We start from the raw sequence: 20,117 nt of genomic DNA on the forward strand, positions 1-20,117 counted from the left end.
TTTCAAACCTCATACAATTCTAAAGGTAAAGCATCAGGGTCTTGGAAAAAGACGAATTTCTTCCCCGTTATTTCATCAATACGGATCGGTTCGGTCTCAACACCACATTGATTTAAATGCTTCATAGCTTCTTCTATATTTGTAACAGCAAATGCTAAATGTCTAAGACCGGCTGCTTCTGGAAAACTTTTGCGCTCAGGTGGATTTGAAAATGAAAATAATTCGATTTGATACTCTTCTCCTACACATAAATCTAATTTATAAGAATCTCGTTCCTTTCTATATACTTCATTCATTTCTTTAAACCCTAATATTCTAGTATAAAAATCCTTTGACGTCTCATAATTCGAACAAATAATTGCAACGTGATGCACTCTACATATATTCATACTCTCTCTATTCCTTTCTTTACCAAAGATGCATATTCTCCCTTGAAATGAAAAACATATATAGCAGAATATCTCTTTTAGGGGGCTTACCATGAAATTCATTACTTTTTTCGTCGGACTAATTGTTGTTTTCTTGCTCGCTTATATCGCTAGCAATAATAAGAAGCATATTAAATTTAAACCAATTTTTATCATGCTCATTATACAGTTAATTTTAACCTATTTACTATTAAATACAGAAATCGGCCTCATACTTATTAGAATCATTTCCAGTTTGTTTACCAAACTACTCGAGTATGCTGCTGATGGAATAAATTTCGTATTTGGTGGACTTGCAAATAAAGGTGAAATGCCATTTTTCCTTAATGTATTATTACCAATCGTCTTTATTTCTGTTTTAATTGGTATATTACAACATTTCAAAATACTACCATTTTTCATTCATTGGATCGGGTACTTTCTTAGTAAAATAAATGGTCTTGGGAAATTAGAATCTTACAACGCTATTGCTTCTGCCATTGTCGGCCAATCCGAAGTTTTCATTACAGTGAAAAAGCAATTAGCTCAAATTCCAAAACACCGTCTTTATACACTTTGTGCCTCTGCTATGTCAACCGTATCTATGTCTATCGTAGGTGCCTATATGACAATGATTGAACCTAAATATGTAGTAACTGCACTCGTTCTCAATTTATTTAGCGGTTTTATTATCGTACTCATCATTAACCCTTACGACGTTAAAGATGACGAAGATATTTTAGAAATCAAAGGTGAAAAACAAAGCTTTTTTGAAATGCTTGGAGAATACATTCTTGATGGTTTTCGTGTAGCCATTGTTGTCGGCGCTATGCTCATCGGGTTCGTCGCATTAATTAGTTGTATTAATGACCTGTTCCTCATTATATTCGGTATTACGTTCCAACAATTAATCGGCTATGTATTTGCACCTATCGCATTCCTTATCGGTGTACCAAGTTCTGAAATTGTCGCAGCTGGCAGTATTATGGCAACAAAGCTTGTAACGAATGAATTTGTCGCAATGATGGACCTTAGTAAAATTTCTAATAGCCTTTCTCCCCGTACAGTTGGTATTATTTCTGTTTTCCTTGTGTCTTTTGCCAATTTTTCTTCCATTGGTATTATTTCAGGTGCGGTAAAAGGACTAAACGAAGAACAAGGAAACGTTGTTGCGAGGTTTGGCCTTAAATTACTATATGGAGCTACTCTCGTTAGTATTTTATCTGCAATTATCGTAAGCATTATGTTGTAATTAGGTAAAATTTTATCATTTTCTTATCCCTATCTTTTGTATACAATAACGAATAGATGTCTTATACAGTGAAACTTTACTCAGAGGGGGCTATCCCCCCTCTGAGTATTAGCCTTCACCAATCGGGCTTTTACGGGCAGTTAACTCCCACCTAACTTCCTTGCATTCGCTGGACTTTGAGGTGGGAGTTTTACTGCCCGTTAATGCGGGATAAATAATCAAGACATCTATTTTTTATACATGTACAATCGTTTTTATTTAGCGTAAAATATTTTTTATGTGTTTGAGTACACTTCTAAATGTATACACTTTGATAGTTTTAAAGGAGAAAAAATGATGAAATCCGACACGAACAACAATACGCGAGCCAAAAAAGGACGCTCAAAGAAAAAACGCCTACTTTGGTTCCTTCTTATTCCATTACTAATTGTAGCACTTGGAGCAGGAGGCTACTCCTTCCATATATACAGTAAAGCAAAGTCCGTCTTAAATAATGCTTATGCTGAACTAGGTCGAGGAGATAAGTCCAGTAAACGTGAAAAAGCTGTTAAACCTATGACCGATAATATTTCTGTACTAATTATGGGTGTTGATGAAAGTGATATTAGGGAAAAAGGTTATGGAAAAGCAACTCGAACAGATGCGTTATTACTTGCAACAATTAATAAAAACGATAAATCCGTTAAACTTGTAAGCATTCCACGTGACTCACGCGTCTACATTAAATCACGTGATAAATACGATAAAATCACACATGCGCACGTATTCGGTGGTGTAGACAGCACAATTGATACGGTAGAGAACTTTTTAGATGTTCCAGTTGACTACTATGTAAAATTCAATTTTAAATCATTTATTAAAATTGTTGATTCTCTTGGTGGTATTACTGTAGACGTTCCAGTTGAGTTCACAGAGCAAAATAGTAAAGATGAAGCAGATGCAATTCATCTAAAAAAAGGACGTCAACATTTAAATGGAGAAGAGGCACTGGCACTAGCTAGAACTCGTCACATCGATAGTGATTATATGCGTGGCCAACGACAACAGCTTGTATTAGAGGCCATTGCTGAAAAGGCACTATCTCTTAATTCCATTAATAAAATCGGTGGCCTACTAGACGCTGTCGATAAAGATTTAAAAACCAATTTAACTTTTGATGATATGATGACAATTACAAAAAATTCAATGGATTCAAATTTAAAGATGGAAAAAATGCAAGTAGAAGGTACAGATAAATATATAGGTGGTATTTATTATTACGTTCCAAATGAAAAAAGCGTCGATACTATTTCAACTACCCTTCAAAAACATCTCGGTGTTACGAATAAAAATGAACATAAAAAATTATAATAAAAAGGCTGCTAGATCTTTCTAGACAGCCTTTTTATTATAATTTTCAACATATTTTTCATACACATTGTGACAATAAGTGACAATTATTACAGCCGTGTAACATTTTTTATGAAAACGTTACACACGCAGTGAAAATAATAGTATACTAGTACGTACATAATGTTATTTTCATCATTTTTATACAAAAAATGTAATACATATATTTATACATAAATTTCTGGGGGGAAATAAATGAAGCTAAGTAAAATACTGATTGGTTCTGCAATTGCCGGGGGCATATTACTTTGTGTAGGCGGTGTTGGGGGATATCAATATGTATCCAAATTAAATAATCAATTAGATACTACTGCATTACCAAATACTACATTTGAAGGTATTTCTCTCGATGGAAAAAATAAGAAAGACATTCAAGCAATTATTAATCAAAAGGTAACTGAATTAGATCAAAAATCCCTTACCTACATATTCCAAAACGATAAACAAACTTACACATGGAAAGATTTAGGGGTAAATTATAAAGAGAAAGATATTATTGACAAAATATTCAAAGAACAAGAAGGAAACGTAATGAATCGTTACAAAATGCGTAAGCAAGCTGAAAACGGTGAATTAAAACGGGACTATAAATTAACACCACAATTAAATACAACAGCTTATGAAACCTTTATAAAAGATAAATATAATGAAACATTAAAAAATCCTGTTAATGCAGAATTAAGTATTGAAGGCTCAACAGTAAATGTTAGTCAAAGCCAAAACGGAGAAAAAATTGATAAAGGAAAACTAAACAGTTTAACAAACGAAGCTATTACTACTGGTAAATCAGATGTTACATTACCAGTTACATTCATAAAACCAGAACGTTCTACAGAAGACATACAGAAAATGGGTATTAAAGAAGTCATTGCTGAATATTCTACTCCAATGGCTGGCCGTAACGGAAATCAATCATTTAACGTAAATAAGTCAGCTAATACTTTAAGTGGGGTTATTGTCGCACCTGATGAAACATTTAGTTTTAACGGCCGCGTTGGCGTAACTGATGCTGCACATGGTTATAAATCTGCAGCAGTATATTCACAAGGTAAAGTAATACAAAGTGCAGGCGGAGGAGTTTGCCAAGTCAGTAGTACATTATACAGCGCAGCTTTAAGGGCAGATTTAGGCATTGTTTCTCGAAGCAATCATTCAATGCCGGTAAATTATTTACCACTTGGGCAAGATGCAGCAGTAGCAGATTATGGTCCAGATTTAAAATTTAAAAATAATACAGGCAATCATATTTATATTCAAGCATTTTCAAATGGAGGTAGTATTACTACACGCATTTTCGGTACAAATACTGGTAAAAATGTTGAAGTTTCTTCTCAAGTAATTAGTAGAACTAGTGATAAAATCACAGCAGTTACGTATAAAAAAGTAACACAAAACGGGGAAGTAATATCAAATGGACAAATTTCAAAAAGCGTATATAAAAGCGCTCCAAAAGAATAGATAATATTAACCGAATAACATAAAGAAAAAGGCGTGATTAAATCACGCCTTTTTCTTTTGCAGTAATAGTAAAAAAGTTTCAAGATGGTCTTTCGTTTCTTCTAAAGACCACATACGATTTCCTTGCTTCGCAGCTAATACACACGCCACTTCCCACGCGTTCTTTTTCTTCATATTTATTAATTCATCACGTAATTTCAAAACGATTTCTTCGTCTTCTTGTTCAATAAACTCTTCCATCACGCTTACTATTTCATCCTCATGAATACTTAACGTACAGTACGATTTAAGAAAGTATTGTAATGTCGTATACATAATGTACTCCCCCTTCTTATTTATCAGATGGATAAGAAGTAATAATCTTAAACCCTAATTCCCCTGACTTATCTCTTGCTAAAACAGTAACAGTTTTTACTAACTTGTCTTTTACACTCATATTTTTCTTTATTACCGTTTTTCCAACCGGGAATGAATGAGTTGTATTTAATACGAGACGAGCCTCTTTAGAATTTTTTAACCAATCTTGAATTTCCTTGTCGTGTTGCTTCAAGCTATCTTTTACAGCTTTCGTCGCTGTTTCTTTATCATAGTATGTACTTGCAGCTGACACTTTATCTGTCTTCAAGCGATTCTTCAAATCCTCTTCTGACTTGCCTACATGTCTTTCAATCGTATGACCATTTTTAGGTGGTCCTTCCATTTCATCTAAAATATTATCACTGATTTTTTCTACCGATGTAGCTTGATTCCCTGTCTGTTTCTCTGGCTTTTGTTCTTTTCCTGCACATCCGCTTAAGATCAGCATTAATGCCAATAAACTACTGAAGAAAAGACTGCTTATTCGTTTCATCATATCACCTCTTCCATGATTATTATCTCAACTTCACTAAAAGTCAATTTCACACGAAAAAACATACACATTTTTTAAATTCCTCACCTATTTTGCCATATTATCAACCGATTTTCATAGAATCGCTATTTTCTCCCCTTCTATAAATATACCCCTATATTTTTATGATTATTTCCCGATTTAATCCATCCCTAAAACCACCGGATAAACCCCATATCTAAAGGGTTTATCCGGTGGTTTATTAAAAATAAAAATATACCCCTGACTTAATATACCCAATACCCTTATATAGTATATTAACGGTGTTTTATCAACGTTTTCTACATTATGTAAATTTATCCTTGCCTATATAATCGAAATATGGTGTAATGCAAAAAAAGATAAAGGATTTTAAACAATGGCTGAAACGATTCAAAATTTCTTAACAGAATACTATTCAATCGCAATTCCACTTAGTATCTTAATTAACATCATCATTAGTCTTTTAGGTTTTATCCCTAGTATTTTTTTAACCGCCATTAATATACAGCTCTTTGGCGTAACAAATGGTACTGTTATTTCGATCGTAGGCGAAGCATTAGGGGCTATTATCTCGTTTTATATTTACCGCATGGGCCTTCAAAAGTTCACTCACGATAAAGTAAATAAGTATCCAAAGGTAGAGCGTCTTCTTTATGTAGAAGGTAGAGAGGCCTTTCTACTCGTTCTATCGTTTCGATTGATACCTTTCATCCCATCAAGTATCGTGACTTTATTTGCGGCTCTAGGTAAGATGTCATTACTCTCCTTCAGTATTGCCAGCACAATAGGGAAAATACCGGCCTTATTGATTGAAGTATATTCTGCATATCACGTTATAAATGGAACAAATGAAGCAAAGTGGATTGTAACAATCGCAGGCGCTATTGGATTGTTTTATTTGTGGAAAAAATGGAGAAAAAAATAAAGAAGGAGCATAGGCTCCTTCTTTATTTTTGAGGTATTTTATTAATAACTATCTCTTAAAGTCTTAGTTTACACCAACAGCACTATATGATTGCTTAACTGCTGCTACTTCTGCAGAGTTAGCACCATATAAATCCGCTGCAGCTTGTACTAATCCAGCACGCGCTTGACTAAAAGTAGTAGATTGAGTGAAATATTGCGTATTTGCACGGTAATAGATCGCTCCTACTTTATCTTTACCAATGCCATTCACAGTAACACCGTAATGCGTACCACCATTCGCTAATAAATAAGCTGCTTTGTTAATAATACCGCTGTTTGTATGAACACCACCATTGTCACTAGTACCAGTATAACGCTTAGAGTAGTGGTCTGGATCACCATATTTCGTTGGATCACTCATAGAGCGAAGCGCATCTCCAGCTTTACCAGGCGTATAAATATCTTCACCAATTTCCCAATCTGGGTTACGGTTATCATAATACTCTACTAATGTACCAAAAACATCTGAAATAGCTTCATTTAATGCCCCTGATTCATTTTGATAAATTAAATCTGAGCTATACTCTGTAACAGCATGCGTTAATTCGTGGCCAATTACATCAATTCCACCAGATAATGAAGTGAACGTTACACCATCACCATCTCCGTATACCATTTGTGAGCCGTTCCAGAATGCATTATTATACTTACTTCCGTAATGAACTGTTGATTTTAATGGTGCTCCTGCATCATTAATAGAGTTTCTATTAAATGTAGCTTTATAATAGTCATATGTTTTACCTGCATAGTAATGAGCATCTACTGCCGCTGCATCATACGCTGCATTGAAAACATTATCTGCATCTACCCATAAAGTTCCTGGTAATGTAGTACGATTTTTCGCATCATATGTGAAAATCGTTGCTCCGCGCGTATTATCTTGTAAGTAGTAAGATGAACCAGATAACGTTGTATTAAGTGATTTCGTATCTCCTAATACACCTTTACCAGTTCCTACTTTATTTGTTCCTGTTACAGGTTTTACTACTGCTTTTGCATCCTGTTTAGGAGCCTCTTGCTTAACTGGTGATTTATCTTCATTTGCTACATGATCCAATTTATTATATTTATTTAATACTTTACCGCTGTCTGCTTCAATGAAATAGTAGTAGTTGCCTGGACTTGGATCTAAGAAGTTTAAGTTTACAACGTATGCATGTGTTGTTTCTTCACCATTTTGATATACATATAAGTCCGCTTTTGGTTCTACCTCATATTTTGGCGTTACCCCTAAATCTTGCTGCGCGATTTCAATTGCTTTTGCGCCTTCAATCTTATTTTTATTTTTCAACTTTTCCTTTTTGTCTAAATCAGGTCCAACTGTTCCAGACAATACTTTTAAAGAACCGTCTTTACTTACGTGAGCCACTTGAGTAGAACCCCATACAGGCACTCCTTCGTAAACTTGTTGCATACGTACTACTGTTGAATCAGTTACAGCATCTTTCTTCACTTGTTTCACTTTGAAAGAATCTTGCGCACTCTTTTCCCCTAACTTGTAATCACCTTTTGCTGCGTTTAAGTAATCAAACACAACAGATTCTGCTTTCTTACCAGTCGCTCCAGTTAGATCACCAGAAATAAACTCAGGTGACTGTACTGTCTCATTGTACTTCTTCGTAGAGAGTACATTTTTAGAATCCGCAAATGCAGAGCCTGTCCCTCCAAACGTAGTAACTGCCATTCCTGTCGCTAACACTAACGCTAAACTTTTCTTTTTCATGAACCTTCCCCCTAATAAAATTTTTTTGAAAAAGAGTAGTTTCATATTAGCATTATGTTTCTACTATTAATATACTAAAAATTCAATTAATTTATTTCTCAAGTTTTGTAGAATTTTGAGGAACAAATATTGAAAAACCCCTTTCCTGTTGGAAAGGGGTTTCTGTTAAGAATTTATTAACTCTACTACTTTTTCTCCTTGACCATAAATATCCGATGTCCAAGCATATTGCGGTTCCAATACCACTAATACAGCTACCAAAGCCAAAGCACCAATAATTATTTTTTTCATATTATTTTCCTCCCTTTTCTTCTAATAAATTAATTGCTAATTTATAGTAGTTATTACTTTCCTTAAATTCTAGTAATTCCTCGTGATATCCTGCTAGTTCTAAATACACCATTTTTAATTCCTTTTTATTTTCTTCGCCTCTAAAAAATGGGATTGCCTCAACTTCTAAAAATCTTTTATAAACATCTTTCGTTTCAAAGTATTTATTCTTAAGCATTGAAAGTATATATAGCATACTTTTATACTTTTCATCCCTCTTGGCAACATCTATCCCTTTATTAATCCAATCTTTCGCTTCTTCAAATTCTTTTAATTCAATACACTGCAAAGCGATCTCATACACTGCATCAATATAATTTAAATCCTCTTCCTTTTTGTACTTTAGGCATTGTAAATAATAATCTTTTGCTTTTGCATAATCTTTTAAGTTATAGTACAAGAAGCCTAAATTATTTAAAGCAATAGCTGTTATACTTTCTTTATCAGCAAAAGAATTTGCTTCCCTCAAAATATTATTATAAATAGATAGTGCTTCATTATATTGTTTTTTTTGTATATAACTCAATGCAATAAGTAACTGGCAATTTATCACATAACGGAATTTATATTCATTCTTAAATCCTTCCATTGCTACATTAGCAAAATGTAAAGTCATATGTTCAACTTCTAATTCATTATAAACAAGAGCCAAATTGAAATATATTCCATTCTCATGATAACCTTGTTCCTTTGCCATTACTTCTGTTCGAGTCAAATACTCCAATGCCTTCTTATATCTATGTTGTAAAAAATAATATAACCCTTTGCTATACGTATATAATAATTTTTGGAATGGTGAATACTTTTTGTACATCTTCTTTAAGCTCTCTAACTCTTTTTCGACAGCAGGAAAATCCCTTTTCATAATTAAATAACGTGTATACAGCAGTTTATAATAATTTATAATTTCAAAATCCAACACATGCTTCATTTCACCTTGCAACTCTTCATATATACGTTCTACTTGTTGCTTGTCCAAATGAACTAGTGCATTCAACCATTCGTCCAGCTTCCCCTTCACATCTTCTTCTACATCTCTCAAATCCGTCACAGCAATTTCTAGTCTTGTGCAGAGCAATTGTAGAATTTCTTCTGATGCTTCAATCTTTCCATTTTCAATCTTACTTAAGTATGAGACAGAACAAATGCCCTGACATAATTCTTCTTGTGTCATTTTTTGCTGTAGCCGTTTATAAAAGACTTGTTTGCCTATTTTTTCTAATGTTTGTTGCATTGTCCTCCTCCATTCTCATTACCCCCATTACTCTAATAATACATAAAATCTGGAGAAATATAAATTGATAAATATAAATTTTCTAAAAAATATGCATAATTTCATTTTTTTCTCTCTTGACTTCACATCAATATCTCTTCTTTGCTACGAATGGTGAAAAATTGGTATACTATAACCAAATTATGGAGGTGTTCTCGCGATGACTCATTATAAAGACGATAGTTATGCCTTACATACAGACCTATATCAAATCAACATGGCTTATACATATTGGAAAGATGGTATTCATAATCGCCGTTCTGTTTTTGATTTATATTTTCGAAAGCTTCCATTTGAGAACGGCTACGCTGTTTTTGCTGGCCTTGAGAAAATTGTAGAGTACATAGAAAATTTCAGTTTCACTGAAAGCGATATCGCTTATTTAGCAGAATTACAATTTGAAGAAGAATTCCTTCATTATTTACAAAATATGAAATTCACTGGGACGATTCGCAGTATGCAAGAAGGGGAAGTTGTATTTAATAACGAGCCTTTATTACGTGTTGATGCACCACTTGGTGAAGCACAAATTATTGAGACTGCCCTCTTAAATATTGTGAATTACCAAACATTAATTGCAACAAAAGCAGCTCGTATGAAACATGCTGCAAGTAATGATGAGCTTTTAGAGTTCGGCACAAGACGTGCCCATGAGTTCGATGCTGCCCTTTGGGGGACGCGTGCTGCCTTTATTGGTGGTTTCTCCTCTACAAGCAACGTTCGTGCTGGGAAACGCTTTGGGATCCCTGTAGCCGGCACACACGCTCACTCTTTCGTTCAAGCATATCGCGATGAATACGTCGCGTTTAAAAAATACGCTGAAACTCATAAAAAGTGCGTCTTTCTCGTTGATACTTATGACACATTGAAATCTGGTGTTCCAAATGCAATTCGTGTTGCAAAAGAATTTGGGGATCGTATTGATTTCTATGGCATACGTCTTGATAGTGGTGATATGGCTTATTTATCGAAAAAGGCACGAAAACTACTAGATGAAGCAGGGTTTACAAATACAAAAATTATCGCTTCTAGCGATTTAGATGAATACACAATTATGCACCTTAAATCTCAAGGAGCAAAAATTGACGTATGGGGCGTTGGGACGAAATTAATTACGTCCTTTGAGCAACCTGCATTAGGAGCTGTTTACAAACTAGTTGCGATTGAGGATACTGACGGAAAATTAAATGATACGATTAAAATTTCATCTAATCCTGAAAAAATTACCACTCCAGGACTGAAACGAATTTATCGTATTATCAATCGAGTTAACGATCATGCAGAAGGCGATTATATTGCATTAGATTCTGAAGAACCTGGAAAAGAAGAGCGCTTAAAAATGTTCCATCCAGTTCACACATATATAAGTAAATTCGTAACAAACTTTGAAGCCCGTGAACTGCATAAAGACATTTTCGTTAACGGTGAAAGAACATATGAACTGCCAAGTATATTAGATATTCAACAATATAACGAGCAGAGTCTCTCTCTATTTTGGGAAGAATATATGCGAACTTTAAATCCTGAAGAATACCCTGTCGATTTAAGCCAAGAGTGCTGGGATCATAAAATGAATTACATTCAAACAGTTCGAGAACAAGTTGAAAAAAACATACAAAAGTAAACAGAGAAGTTTCCCCTTCTCTGTTTTTTCAATACTATATGGATATTTGTAAAAAATATATTAAAATAATAAGACGAATGTATTTTATTTGTAAATTTTAATATCACGCTATTTAAAATTAAAATAATATTTGGTATTATTTTATTGAGTCAATTTCAACAAAATCACCAATAAAAAAGAGGACGCGGGTCGCGTCCTCTTTTTTATAAATCTTTCACTCGTAATACACGCATTGCATTTAACACTGCAAGTAGTGTCACACCAACATCTGAGAAAACAGCTTCCCACATTGTTGCAATACCAAAGGCACCAAGTAATAAAACGATCCCTTTTACACCTAAAGCAAAGATAATATTTTGCCACACTATACTTCTTGTACGTTTTGCAATTTTTACAGCTGTCGCAATTTTTGAAGGCTCATCAGTCATAATAACAATGTCTGCCGCTTCAATTGCTGCATCTGATCCTAAACCACCCATTGCAATACCAACGTCTGCACGGGCTAATACTGGTGTATCGTTAATACCGTCACCAACGAAGGCAATTTTTTCTTTTCCGTGTTTCGCTGCATCAATTTTTTCAATCTCTTCTACTTTTTGTTGCGGTAGTAATTCCGCATGAACTTCATCTAAGCCTAATTCTTTACCGACAGCTTCACCAACTGGTTTTGCATCACCAGTTAACATTACTGTCTTTTTAATACCTAGTTCTTTTAACTTTTGAATCGCTTGTTTAGAATCCTCTTTTACCTCATCAGAGATAACAATATAACCTGCATATCTTCCATCTACAGCAACGTGAACTAATGTACCTACTGTTTCTGGTTGCTTAAATTCAATATTTTCTTTTCTCATTAATTTTGCATTACCTGCAAAAATTTCTTTTCCTTGTACTTTTACGACTGTACCGTGACCAGAAATTTCGTTATAATCATCGATTATTTTTTCATCAATTGATTTTCCATATGCCTTTCGAATAGATTGGGCAATTGGATGGTTAGAATATACTTCAGCAAATGCCGCATACTCTAATAACTCTTCACTTGTAGTACCTTCGCTCGGTTCCATTTTTGTAACTTTGAAAACACCTTTTGTTAATGTTCCTGTTTTGTCAAAAACAATATATTTTACATCATTTAAAGCTTCTAAATAGTTACTACCTTTTACTAACACACCACTTTTAGATGCACCACCAATACCTCCAAAGAATCCAAGAGGAATGGATACAACTAACGCACATGGACAAGAGATTACTAAGAACACTAAAGCTCTATAAATCCACTCAGAGAATGTAGCTCCTTCTAAAATAAGTGGTGGAATAAACGCCATGATCGCCGCTGTAATAACTACAACTGGAGTGTAGTAACGTGCAAACTTCGTAATAAAGTTTTCCGTTGGTGCTTTTTTACTGCTTGCATTTTGAACTAAATCTAAAATTTTTGATACAGTGGATTCACCGAATTCTTTTGTAACTTCAATTGTCAACACACCATTTTGGTTCACAAAGCCACTTAATACATCATTTCCAACTTCTACTTCACGTGGTACAGATTCACCTGTTAATGCTGAAGTATCTACCATTGATGTTCCTTCAATTACTTTTCCGTCTAACGGCACCTTCTCACCTGGCTTAACGACAATATAATCGCCAATTTGTACATCTTCTGGTGATACTTGTTTCGTTTCATTTCCAACCTTTACATTCGCATAATCAGGACGAATATCCATTAATGAAGTAATTGATTTTCGAGAGCGGTTTACCGCAATGCTTTGGAATAGTTCTCCTACTTGATAAAATAGCATTACTGCTACAGCTTCTGAGTATTGTTGAATTGCAAAAGCTCCTACAGTTGCAATTGCCATTAAGAAGTTTTCATCAAATACTTGGCCACGAGTTATGTTTCTTACCGCTCTCCAAACGATATCTCCACCTATTAATAAATAAGCAAGGACGAATAACGGAATTGTTACCATTTGTGGTAAGCCCGCTAATGCAGCAATTGCTGTCAAAATTCCGCCGACTACTAATCTCCCTACCATCTTTTTCACATTCGCTTCACCATGATCGTGACTATGTCCGTGGTCATGACCGTTCTTCTCTTCACGAACAACTTTCACATCTGGTTCTAACTTTTGAACGACATTTGTTATATTTGCTACAGTCGCTTCTAGTTCTCTTTTATTCGCAACTTCTACTCGTAATTTCTTCGATACGAAATCAACAGTTGCTTCTGAGACAGCTGGCATTTCCTTCACTTTATTTTCAATTTTCATTGCACAGTTCGCGCAATCTAAACCTTCTAATATAAATACTTCTTTAGCAATTTTATTTTTTTGTTCTTCTTGAACTTTAATATGCGGTTCTAATTTTGTAACGAGTTGTTTTGCTTCCGTAACAACTTCGTTTTCTTTATTTTGTGCTGTTTCTAAGATCATTGTCTTTGTTGCGAAGTTTACAGAACAAGAATTTACTCCTTCTATATTCCCAACACCTTTTTCAATTTTCATTGCACAGTTCGCACAATCTAAACCTTCTAACATCAGTTTCTTTTTCACCAATGCTTCAGCCATCGTTCTCCCTCCTCGCGTTCTTTTTATTCTTCTTCGTTTACGTGTTCAAACGCTTGCTCGAAGATATGAATTACGTGCTGGTCAGCTAACGAATAATAAACAACCTTTCCTTCTTTACGATTCTTCACAAGTTTCGCTTGCTTTAACACACGAAGCTGATGCGAAATAGATGATTGTGTCATTCCTAATAAATAAGCTAAATCACAAACGCACATTTCAGCTTCAAATAGCGCATGTAATATTCTCGTACGTGTACGGTCACCTAATACTTTAAATAGTTCTGCTACTTTACTTAAACTTTCATCAGTTGGAATTGTTTGTTTTACTTGCTCTACAACTTCTTCATGAATTATCGTTTGAGAACATGTCTCTTGTGGTGTTTCTACTTTATTTCCAGCCATTATAGCTCACCTCTTTAATTGAACATATGAACAATCATTCATATATCTTATACTCTTATTATATGAGCACCCACTCATATGTGTCAATGAAATCTGAATTTTTTTTATGAACATTCCGTTCACATTTTAATAAGTCGTATACATATTTTCCGCACTCTCTATATTCTCATACAAAAAAGGATGCACAATTCGCACACCCTTTTTTCATATTCCGACATAAAAATTCAACAAAGTAATATACATTCCCTTTATTTCAACAAAAGAAAAAGCCTTGCGCGCTCCCTAGACGCACAAGGCTTACTATACTTATATCCCTTTTAATTAGCTTGTTCTAAATTATCCTGCGAACTTCCATCGTCTTTTAAATGACTATGTTTTTTCGAATAAACAAAGTATACAACTACTCCGATTGCTAACCAAACACCGAAGTACATCCATGTTTTTAATGGTAGGTTTACCATTAAGAATAGACAACATGCAATTGAAATAATCGGTAAGATCGGTACAAGTGGTACCATAAATCCACGTTGTAATTTCGGATGTGTTTTACGAAGAATAATAACTGACACACCAACCATCGCAAATGTTAACAACGCTCCAATATTCGCTAAATTTGACAATTCTTTTAAATCGATAAATCCAGCAATTAAAGCACTACCAATTCCTGTTAACCAAACTGTAAATGTTGGTGCTTCTGTCTTTTTATTAATTTTCGCGAAAGATTCTGGCAATAAACCGTCACGGCTCATAGCGAAGAATACACGTGTCGTTGCATAAATGTAAGCAAAGATTACTGCCATAATACCAATTACAGCTCCAATTGCGATTATACCAGCTACTTTATCTTGTCCTACAACTTCTAACACATACGCCATCGCTTCCGGTACATCTAGCTCTTTATAAGAAACCATACCCGTCATAACGAGACAAACTACAACATAAATGATTGTACAAATGACTAACGAAGCGATAATACCAATCGGTAGATCACGTTGCGGATTTTTTACCTCTTCAGCAGAAGTTGCTAATGCATCAAATCCTAAGAAAGCAAAGAATACTGCTGCTCCCCCCGCGAAAACTCCACTTAAACCGTACGGTGCAAATGGTATCCAGTTTTCTGGTTTCACGTAGAATACACCAACTGCAATGAATAAAACAACGATACCAATTTTAATTAATACCATTATGTTATTCACACGTTTACTTTCTTTCGTACCTCTTGATAATAACCAAGTTATAACTAATGTAACGATAACTGCTGGTAAATTCACCATACCACCTTGAGACGGAATCGTTAGCAGTGCTTTTGGAATTTCAAGCCCTAATCCACTCACTAAGTTATGGAAGTAACCAGTCCATCCGCCAGCTACTGCGGCAGTCGTTACAACATATACGGATAGTAATGTCCATCCCATTAAATGAGCTACAAACTCACCAATTGTTGCATATGAGTATGTGTACACACTACCTGAAACAGGAAGTGTAGAAGCAACCTCTGCGTAACATAATGCTGCAAATCCACAAACGATGGCTGCAATCATAAATGAAAAAATAACTGCTGGACCAGCATCTCTTGCTGCTACTAATCCAGTTAATACTAGAACTCCTGTACCAATTATCGCACCAATCCCTAGCATTGTTAGGTCAAATGCCCCTAGCGTTTTCGTCAAAGTTTTACTTTTACTTTCCCCTAACAATTGCGTAACGGATTTCTTTTTAAATAGGTTGGCCACGATGTATGCCCCCTTTTGCCAAGAAGAGCTAAGAGATCTTCACTCTTAGCTCTTATCATGTTGTTTTATATATTGTTCGATTTTGTTTTGTATAATGCTTCTATTAGCAAGATACTGTTTCTGCTTCTAATAATTCTTTAGCACCTTTGTACTCTACACCGTGAGCTTCTGCAACTGCTTCAAATGTTACATAGCCATCTAATGTGTTAATACCTTTTAATAATGCAGTGTTGCCTAGGCAAGCTTCTTTGTAGCCTTTGTTAGCAATTTGTACTGCATATGGTACTGTTACGTTTGTTAATGCAAGAGTTGATGTACGTGGAACCGCACCTGGCATGTTTGCAACTGCATAATGAACAACGCCGTGTTTTTCATAAGTTGGGTTATCATGAGTTGTAATACGATCAGTTGTTTCGAAAATACCACCTTGGTCAATCGCGATATCTACAACAACAGAACCTGGTTCCATTGATTTAATCATTTCTTCTGTTACAAGTTTTGGAGCTTTTGCACCTGGGATTAATACTGCACCGATTACAAGATCAGACTCTTTAACAGCTTCTGCAATATTGTAAGGATTAGACATTAAAGTTTTTACTTGGTTTCCGAAAATGTCATCTAATTGACGAAGACGTTCTGCGCTTAAGTCGATGATTGTTACATCCGCACCTAGTCCAACTGCAATTTTAGCAGCATTTGTACCAGCTTGTCCACCACCGATGATTGTTACTTTACCACGTTTAACCCCTGGAACACCTGCAAGTAAGATACCTTTACCGCCTTTGTTCTTCTCAAGGAATTGTGCACCAATTTGTGCAGCCATACGACCAGCTACTTCACTCATAGGTGCAAGTAATGGTAGAGAACGGTTTTCTAATTGTACTGTTTCATATGCAATAGAAACAACTTTCTTTTCGATTAATGCTTTTGTTAATTCTGGTTCTGGAGCTAAGTGTAAGTATGTGAATAAGATTAAACCTTCGCTGAAGTGTTTGTATTCGCTTTCAATTGGTTCCTTAACTTTCATAACCATTTCCATGTTCCAAGCTTCTTCAGCTGTATCAACAATTTTTGCTCCTGCTTCAACATACTGAGCATCTGTGAAACCAGATCCTAAACCTGCACCCTTTTGAATGAATACTTCGTGATTGTTACGAATTAAATGTACAACACCTGCTGGTGTCATTGCCACACGGTTTTCGTTGTTTTTAATTTCTGCTGGTACCCCAATACGCATAATGAAATGCCCCCTTATAATTAACAGAAAAAAGAAAGTCTTTTTTCTTTTTGTAATAATTAATAACTTATGTCCTTATTCTAGCATAACTTAAAAGTTATGAAAACGCTAACATACCATTTTCCTAAAGTTTTTATATTTAGAATAGTGTAAATATAAAAAACATTGATTCTATTAGGGGTTTCGTGTCATTCCATTATCTTTCACTCTATTTTTATTATACTGCTTCAAAATAAACAGCAATCATTTATTATTTGACAATAATGTAACAGTGTAAGAAACCTAAGCGATAACGTATACATATACAGTTATTACTTTACTCAATACTTTAGAAATATATTCTTTTCACAAAAAAACAACTGCTAGCATTTAGCTAGCAGCTGGGTAACTTATAAATAACTTAGAAAATAAATCGTCTGTCGTTTCAGTAATTTTATCAAACAGATCACTTTCTTCCGCTTCTTGCTCTTTTAACATCTTAATTGTTTCACGTGCATCTTCAGGATAGTCGGTAATGATACCATCTACGTTTAATTTATAATATCCCTTTAAACTTTCCATATCATTTACCGTCCATACGTAAATTGGCTTGTTTAACTTCCTTGCTTCTTTTACTAGCTTCTTATTTAACATATATTCTTCTGCTACGTAAAAGTCAGCCTTCACATTCTTTAAGTTGGCTCTACTTGCATACAGTATATATCCGACTTTTATATCTGAATTTGCACGCTTAAACTCTTTAATAAGCGGGTAATGTAACGTTTGAATAACACATTGCTTCTCAAATTCATTATCTTTAATCGTTTTTAATACTTTATTTACAAAATCTTTTTCGCCACCATGAAGCTTCACTTCAATATTAAGTTTGATTTTTCCCTTAGCCAGCTTAATGATTTCATCAAGTGTACTTATTTGTCCTGAAAACCCATCTTGACTAAGAGTAAGCTGTCTTAACTCGTCCATCGTTAAATCCGAAACATGAACATTAGCATTGGCAAGACGTTTTAGCTTCAAATCATGTATAACTGCTAGTTCACCGTCTTTCGTTTGCAGTACATCAATTTCAGCATAATCTGCTTTCGCATCAATAGCTCCCTGCACAGCTTCTTTCGTATTCTCTACACCTTTTGAAATATAACCACGATGAGCCATAATAATTGGCTCTTTATATGTGTTTGTAATAAAGGTCACAATGAAGGCAACTACCATTCCCGCAGTAATAATCCCTACAATATATACGCCAATAAATTTCCAACGATGTTTTTGGAAGAAACATTTATCTGCTTTCGTTTTCGAATAATCTAATCCTTCTTCTAATAAAACATCCTCAACCGGTACCTTTTGTAAGTATAATCGCGTAATCGCCATAATATAAAATGGCGTCACGATAAAGCTGAATAAATACAATGTGCTCGTTAAAAATACAGAAATCGTTGATTCAGCTAATAATGCAAATGTTCCTTTCGGGTTTGTAAATTCATAAACACCCCATAGACACAATAAATATATTCCTAAAAACACGACATATACAATTCCAATTGAAATAAAAAACCCTACTAAAAAGAATAGTACTTTAAAAAAGCTTTCCTTTACTAAAGTTGCACTTTTACGTGCTGCCACGCGAAATGGTTTTTGCTCTAAAACAACAATAGGTAGAACGAAAATCCATCGAAGATTCAAATACGCGACTACAGCAAAGAACGTGTAATAACCAACTTGTCCCATCGTTGTCTTAAACAGTTCTCCTGTAATAAAGTTAGGAATTTGAATTTGTGGGATTAATGCCGTTTCATATCCCATATTTAAAAGAGGCAACAATACGACAGCATATAAAATAAATCCTGGTAAGCAATATGTGAAAAGAGTAGGTAAATACGTTACCGTTTTATATAAAATCGGACGTAATTTCACCTTCTGTCTTTTATGAGCGAAATACGAAATAATAATAAGCACCGCAAATTCTGTAAAGATAAGAAACAGTGCTAACAATGATAAAATTACGATTGCTAAGATCCCATAAGGCGTCTTTAAAAACGCTAATAATTCATCATTTGTCGCATTTGCATAACCACCAAAATACAATAACTTATTAAAAATGATTCCAAATAGTGGAACAAACACAATCGCTGCTAATAATTTATAAGCAAGTTGAAAAGTTAATACATTCCAAAAAGCAAATTTAACTGTTTGAAAGGAATGTCCTATTACTCCTGGTATAGATAGTTTTTTACGGTGTTGCATATATTCCTCCACATTCTAAAACGATATTTGAGATGGATTCCATATTTCCAGTTCTAATCCATCTTTTTAATAATAATATATTCCGCTTAACATGAACACTCTTATACATATAATGAAAAAAGTGATGGCTACTTCCCATCACTTTTTCATTTATTCTATTTTTTCTCTAGCCCTTGTCCAAATGCTTTCAAGAAACTAAAACCGAATGTAATAGCTCTATTGATATCTGGATCTTTTAATACTTTAAAGAAATCCATCACTTTTGTTTTTTTACCACTATTTAATTCATCTGTTGCAAATTGCAATCCTGTAACTAAACTGGACGTAATTTGCTTCGTTATTTCTGGGTCAACTGAAGATAACGCTTCTCCTGCCCCCATCATATTGTTGAGTGCATTTTTAACTGGTTCACGATTTAATTGCTCCACAGCGATTTTTGAAACATCTTCCTTCGCAGCAAGTAAACTAATCGCTGCATCTAATATACCAGCCTTCTGCAACTGTGCTAAAAGCTGCATCGTTTCTTCTACTGCTTCACGATTATTAGATAGCTCATTTAGAAGTTCATCTGCTAATTGCTGTTTCTGTTCTTCCTCTGTTACAACTTTCTTTTTAATTATAGTAATTTCTTTCGCCACTATC

17 protein-coding genes are annotated in these 20,117 nt (G+C 34.5%); 5 read left to right on the forward strand and 12 right to left on the reverse strand.

All coding sequences use genetic code 11. The features are described from left to right. Positions 1–2: 2 nt before the first annotated feature. Positions 3–389 (reverse strand): SMU1112c/YaeR family gloxylase I-like metalloprotein, encoded by a 387-nt coding sequence (gene gloA2 / locus MR143_RS16265; RefSeq protein ID WP_001017680.1) that lies wholly within the window; start codon positions 387–389, stop codon positions 3–5. A gap of 91 nt (positions 390–480) precedes the next feature. Between gloA2 and MR143_RS16270 the strand changes: the two genes are divergently transcribed. The 3 genes from MR143_RS16270 to MR143_RS16280 all read left to right on the forward strand — a co-directional run bounded on the left by MR143_RS16270 (position 481) and on the right by MR143_RS16280 (position 4,506). Beyond that, positions 481–1,659 carry a NupC/NupG family nucleoside CNT transporter gene (locus MR143_RS16270; RefSeq protein WP_000668864.1) on the forward strand — a complete coding sequence of 393 codons (1,179 nt, stop codon included), beginning with the start codon at positions 481–483 and terminating at the stop codon, positions 1,657–1,659. 333 nt (positions 1,660–1,992) lie between these two features. Beyond that, complete coding sequence (locus MR143_RS16275; RefSeq protein ID WP_002163841.1) at positions 1,993–3,009, forward strand: LCP family protein; 1,017 nt, start codon at positions 1,993–1,995, stop codon at positions 3,007–3,009. Positions 3,010–3,243: 234 nt separating this feature from the next. Continuing rightward, complete coding sequence (locus tag MR143_RS16280) at positions 3,244–4,506, forward strand: VanW family protein (RefSeq protein ID WP_000777358.1); 1,263 nt, start codon at positions 3,244–3,246, stop codon at positions 4,504–4,506. A 42-nt stretch (positions 4,507–4,548) separates the two neighbouring features. Here MR143_RS16280 and MR143_RS16285 read toward each other — a convergent pair whose 3' ends face one another. Both MR143_RS16285 and MR143_RS16290 read right to left on the reverse strand, forming a co-directional pair. Further along, complete coding sequence (locus tag MR143_RS16285) at positions 4,549–4,821, reverse strand: hypothetical protein (protein WP_000288805.1); 273 nt, start codon at positions 4,819–4,821, stop codon at positions 4,549–4,551. 16 nt (positions 4,822–4,837) lie between these two features. Beyond that, a complete protein-coding gene (locus MR143_RS16290) occupies positions 4,838–5,356 on the reverse strand; it encodes an RNase A-like domain-containing lipoprotein (protein WP_000822689.1) in 519 nt (172 codons plus the stop codon). 397 nt (positions 5,357–5,753) lie between these two features. On the opposite strand from MR143_RS16290, the gene MR143_RS16295 reads away from it, so the two are divergent. Further along, positions 5,754–6,302: a TVP38/TMEM64 family protein gene (locus MR143_RS16295; RefSeq protein WP_000852223.1), complete on the forward strand. Its 549-nt coding sequence runs from the start codon at positions 5,754–5,756 to the stop codon at positions 6,300–6,302. Between the two features lie 63 nt (positions 6,303–6,365). Here the strand turns inward: MR143_RS16295 and MR143_RS16300 are convergent, their stop codons facing one another. The 3 genes from MR143_RS16300 to MR143_RS16310 form a co-directional block, all read right to left on the reverse strand. Further along, a complete protein-coding gene (locus tag MR143_RS16300; RefSeq protein ID WP_242280866.1) occupies positions 6,366–8,066 on the reverse strand; it encodes a M4 family metallopeptidase in 1,701 nt (566 codons plus the stop codon). Positions 8,067–8,231: 165 nt separating this feature from the next. Next, a complete protein-coding gene (locus MR143_RS16305) occupies positions 8,232–8,357 on the reverse strand; it encodes an NprX family peptide pheromone (protein WP_000720172.1) in 126 nt (41 codons plus the stop codon). A 1-nt stretch (position 8,358) separates the two neighbouring features. Continuing rightward, positions 8,359–9,630, reverse strand: coding sequence for a helix-turn-helix domain-containing protein (locus MR143_RS16310; protein WP_001187959.1), 1,272 nt, complete (start codon positions 9,628–9,630; stop codon positions 8,359–8,361). 199 nt (positions 9,631–9,829) lie between these two features. Between MR143_RS16310 and MR143_RS16315 the strand changes: the two genes are divergently transcribed. Next, positions 9,830–11,293 (forward strand): nicotinate phosphoribosyltransferase, encoded by a 1,464-nt coding sequence (locus tag MR143_RS16315; protein WP_000150187.1) that lies wholly within the window; start codon positions 9,830–9,832, stop codon positions 11,291–11,293. A gap of 203 nt (positions 11,294–11,496) precedes the next feature. On the opposite strand, the gene MR143_RS16320 is transcribed toward MR143_RS16315, so the two are convergent. The 6 genes from MR143_RS16320 to MR143_RS16345 form a co-directional block, all read right to left on the reverse strand. Next, entirely contained in the window at positions 11,497–13,863 is a 2,367-nt protein-coding gene (locus tag MR143_RS16320) for a heavy metal translocating P-type ATPase (protein ID WP_089149519.1), read from the reverse strand. A gap of 23 nt (positions 13,864–13,886) precedes the next feature. After that, positions 13,887–14,264: an ArsR/SmtB family transcription factor gene (locus MR143_RS16325; protein WP_000918378.1), complete on the reverse strand. Its 378-nt coding sequence runs from the start codon at positions 14,262–14,264 to the stop codon at positions 13,887–13,889. 317 nt (positions 14,265–14,581) lie between these two features. Then, the gene (locus MR143_RS16330) at positions 14,582–15,997 is read right to left on the reverse strand and encodes an amino acid permease (protein ID WP_001284891.1); all 1,416 of its coding nucleotides are present in this window, start codon (positions 15,995–15,997) and stop codon (positions 14,582–14,584) included. Between the two features lie 103 nt (positions 15,998–16,100). Beyond that, positions 16,101–17,234 (reverse strand): alanine dehydrogenase, encoded by a 1,134-nt coding sequence (ald, locus tag MR143_RS16335; RefSeq protein WP_001219744.1) that lies wholly within the window; start codon positions 17,232–17,234, stop codon positions 16,101–16,103. A gap of 369 nt (positions 17,235–17,603) precedes the next feature. Then, positions 17,604–19,475, reverse strand: coding sequence for a glycerophosphoryl diester phosphodiesterase membrane domain-containing protein (locus MR143_RS16340; RefSeq protein ID WP_001164702.1), 1,872 nt, complete (start codon positions 19,473–19,475; stop codon positions 17,604–17,606). A 155-nt stretch (positions 19,476–19,630) separates the two neighbouring features. After that, a complete protein-coding gene (locus tag MR143_RS16345) occupies positions 19,631–20,113 on the reverse strand; it encodes a helical membrane plugin domain-containing protein (protein WP_001040507.1) in 483 nt (160 codons plus the stop codon). Between the last annotated feature and the right edge of the window lie 4 nt (positions 20,114–20,117).

The sequence above is a fragment of the Bacillus cereus group sp. BfR-BA-01347 genome, assembly GCF_022663835.1.
GTDB lineage: Bacteria > Bacillota > Bacilli > Bacillales > Bacillaceae_G > Bacillus_A > Bacillus_A thuringiensis_K.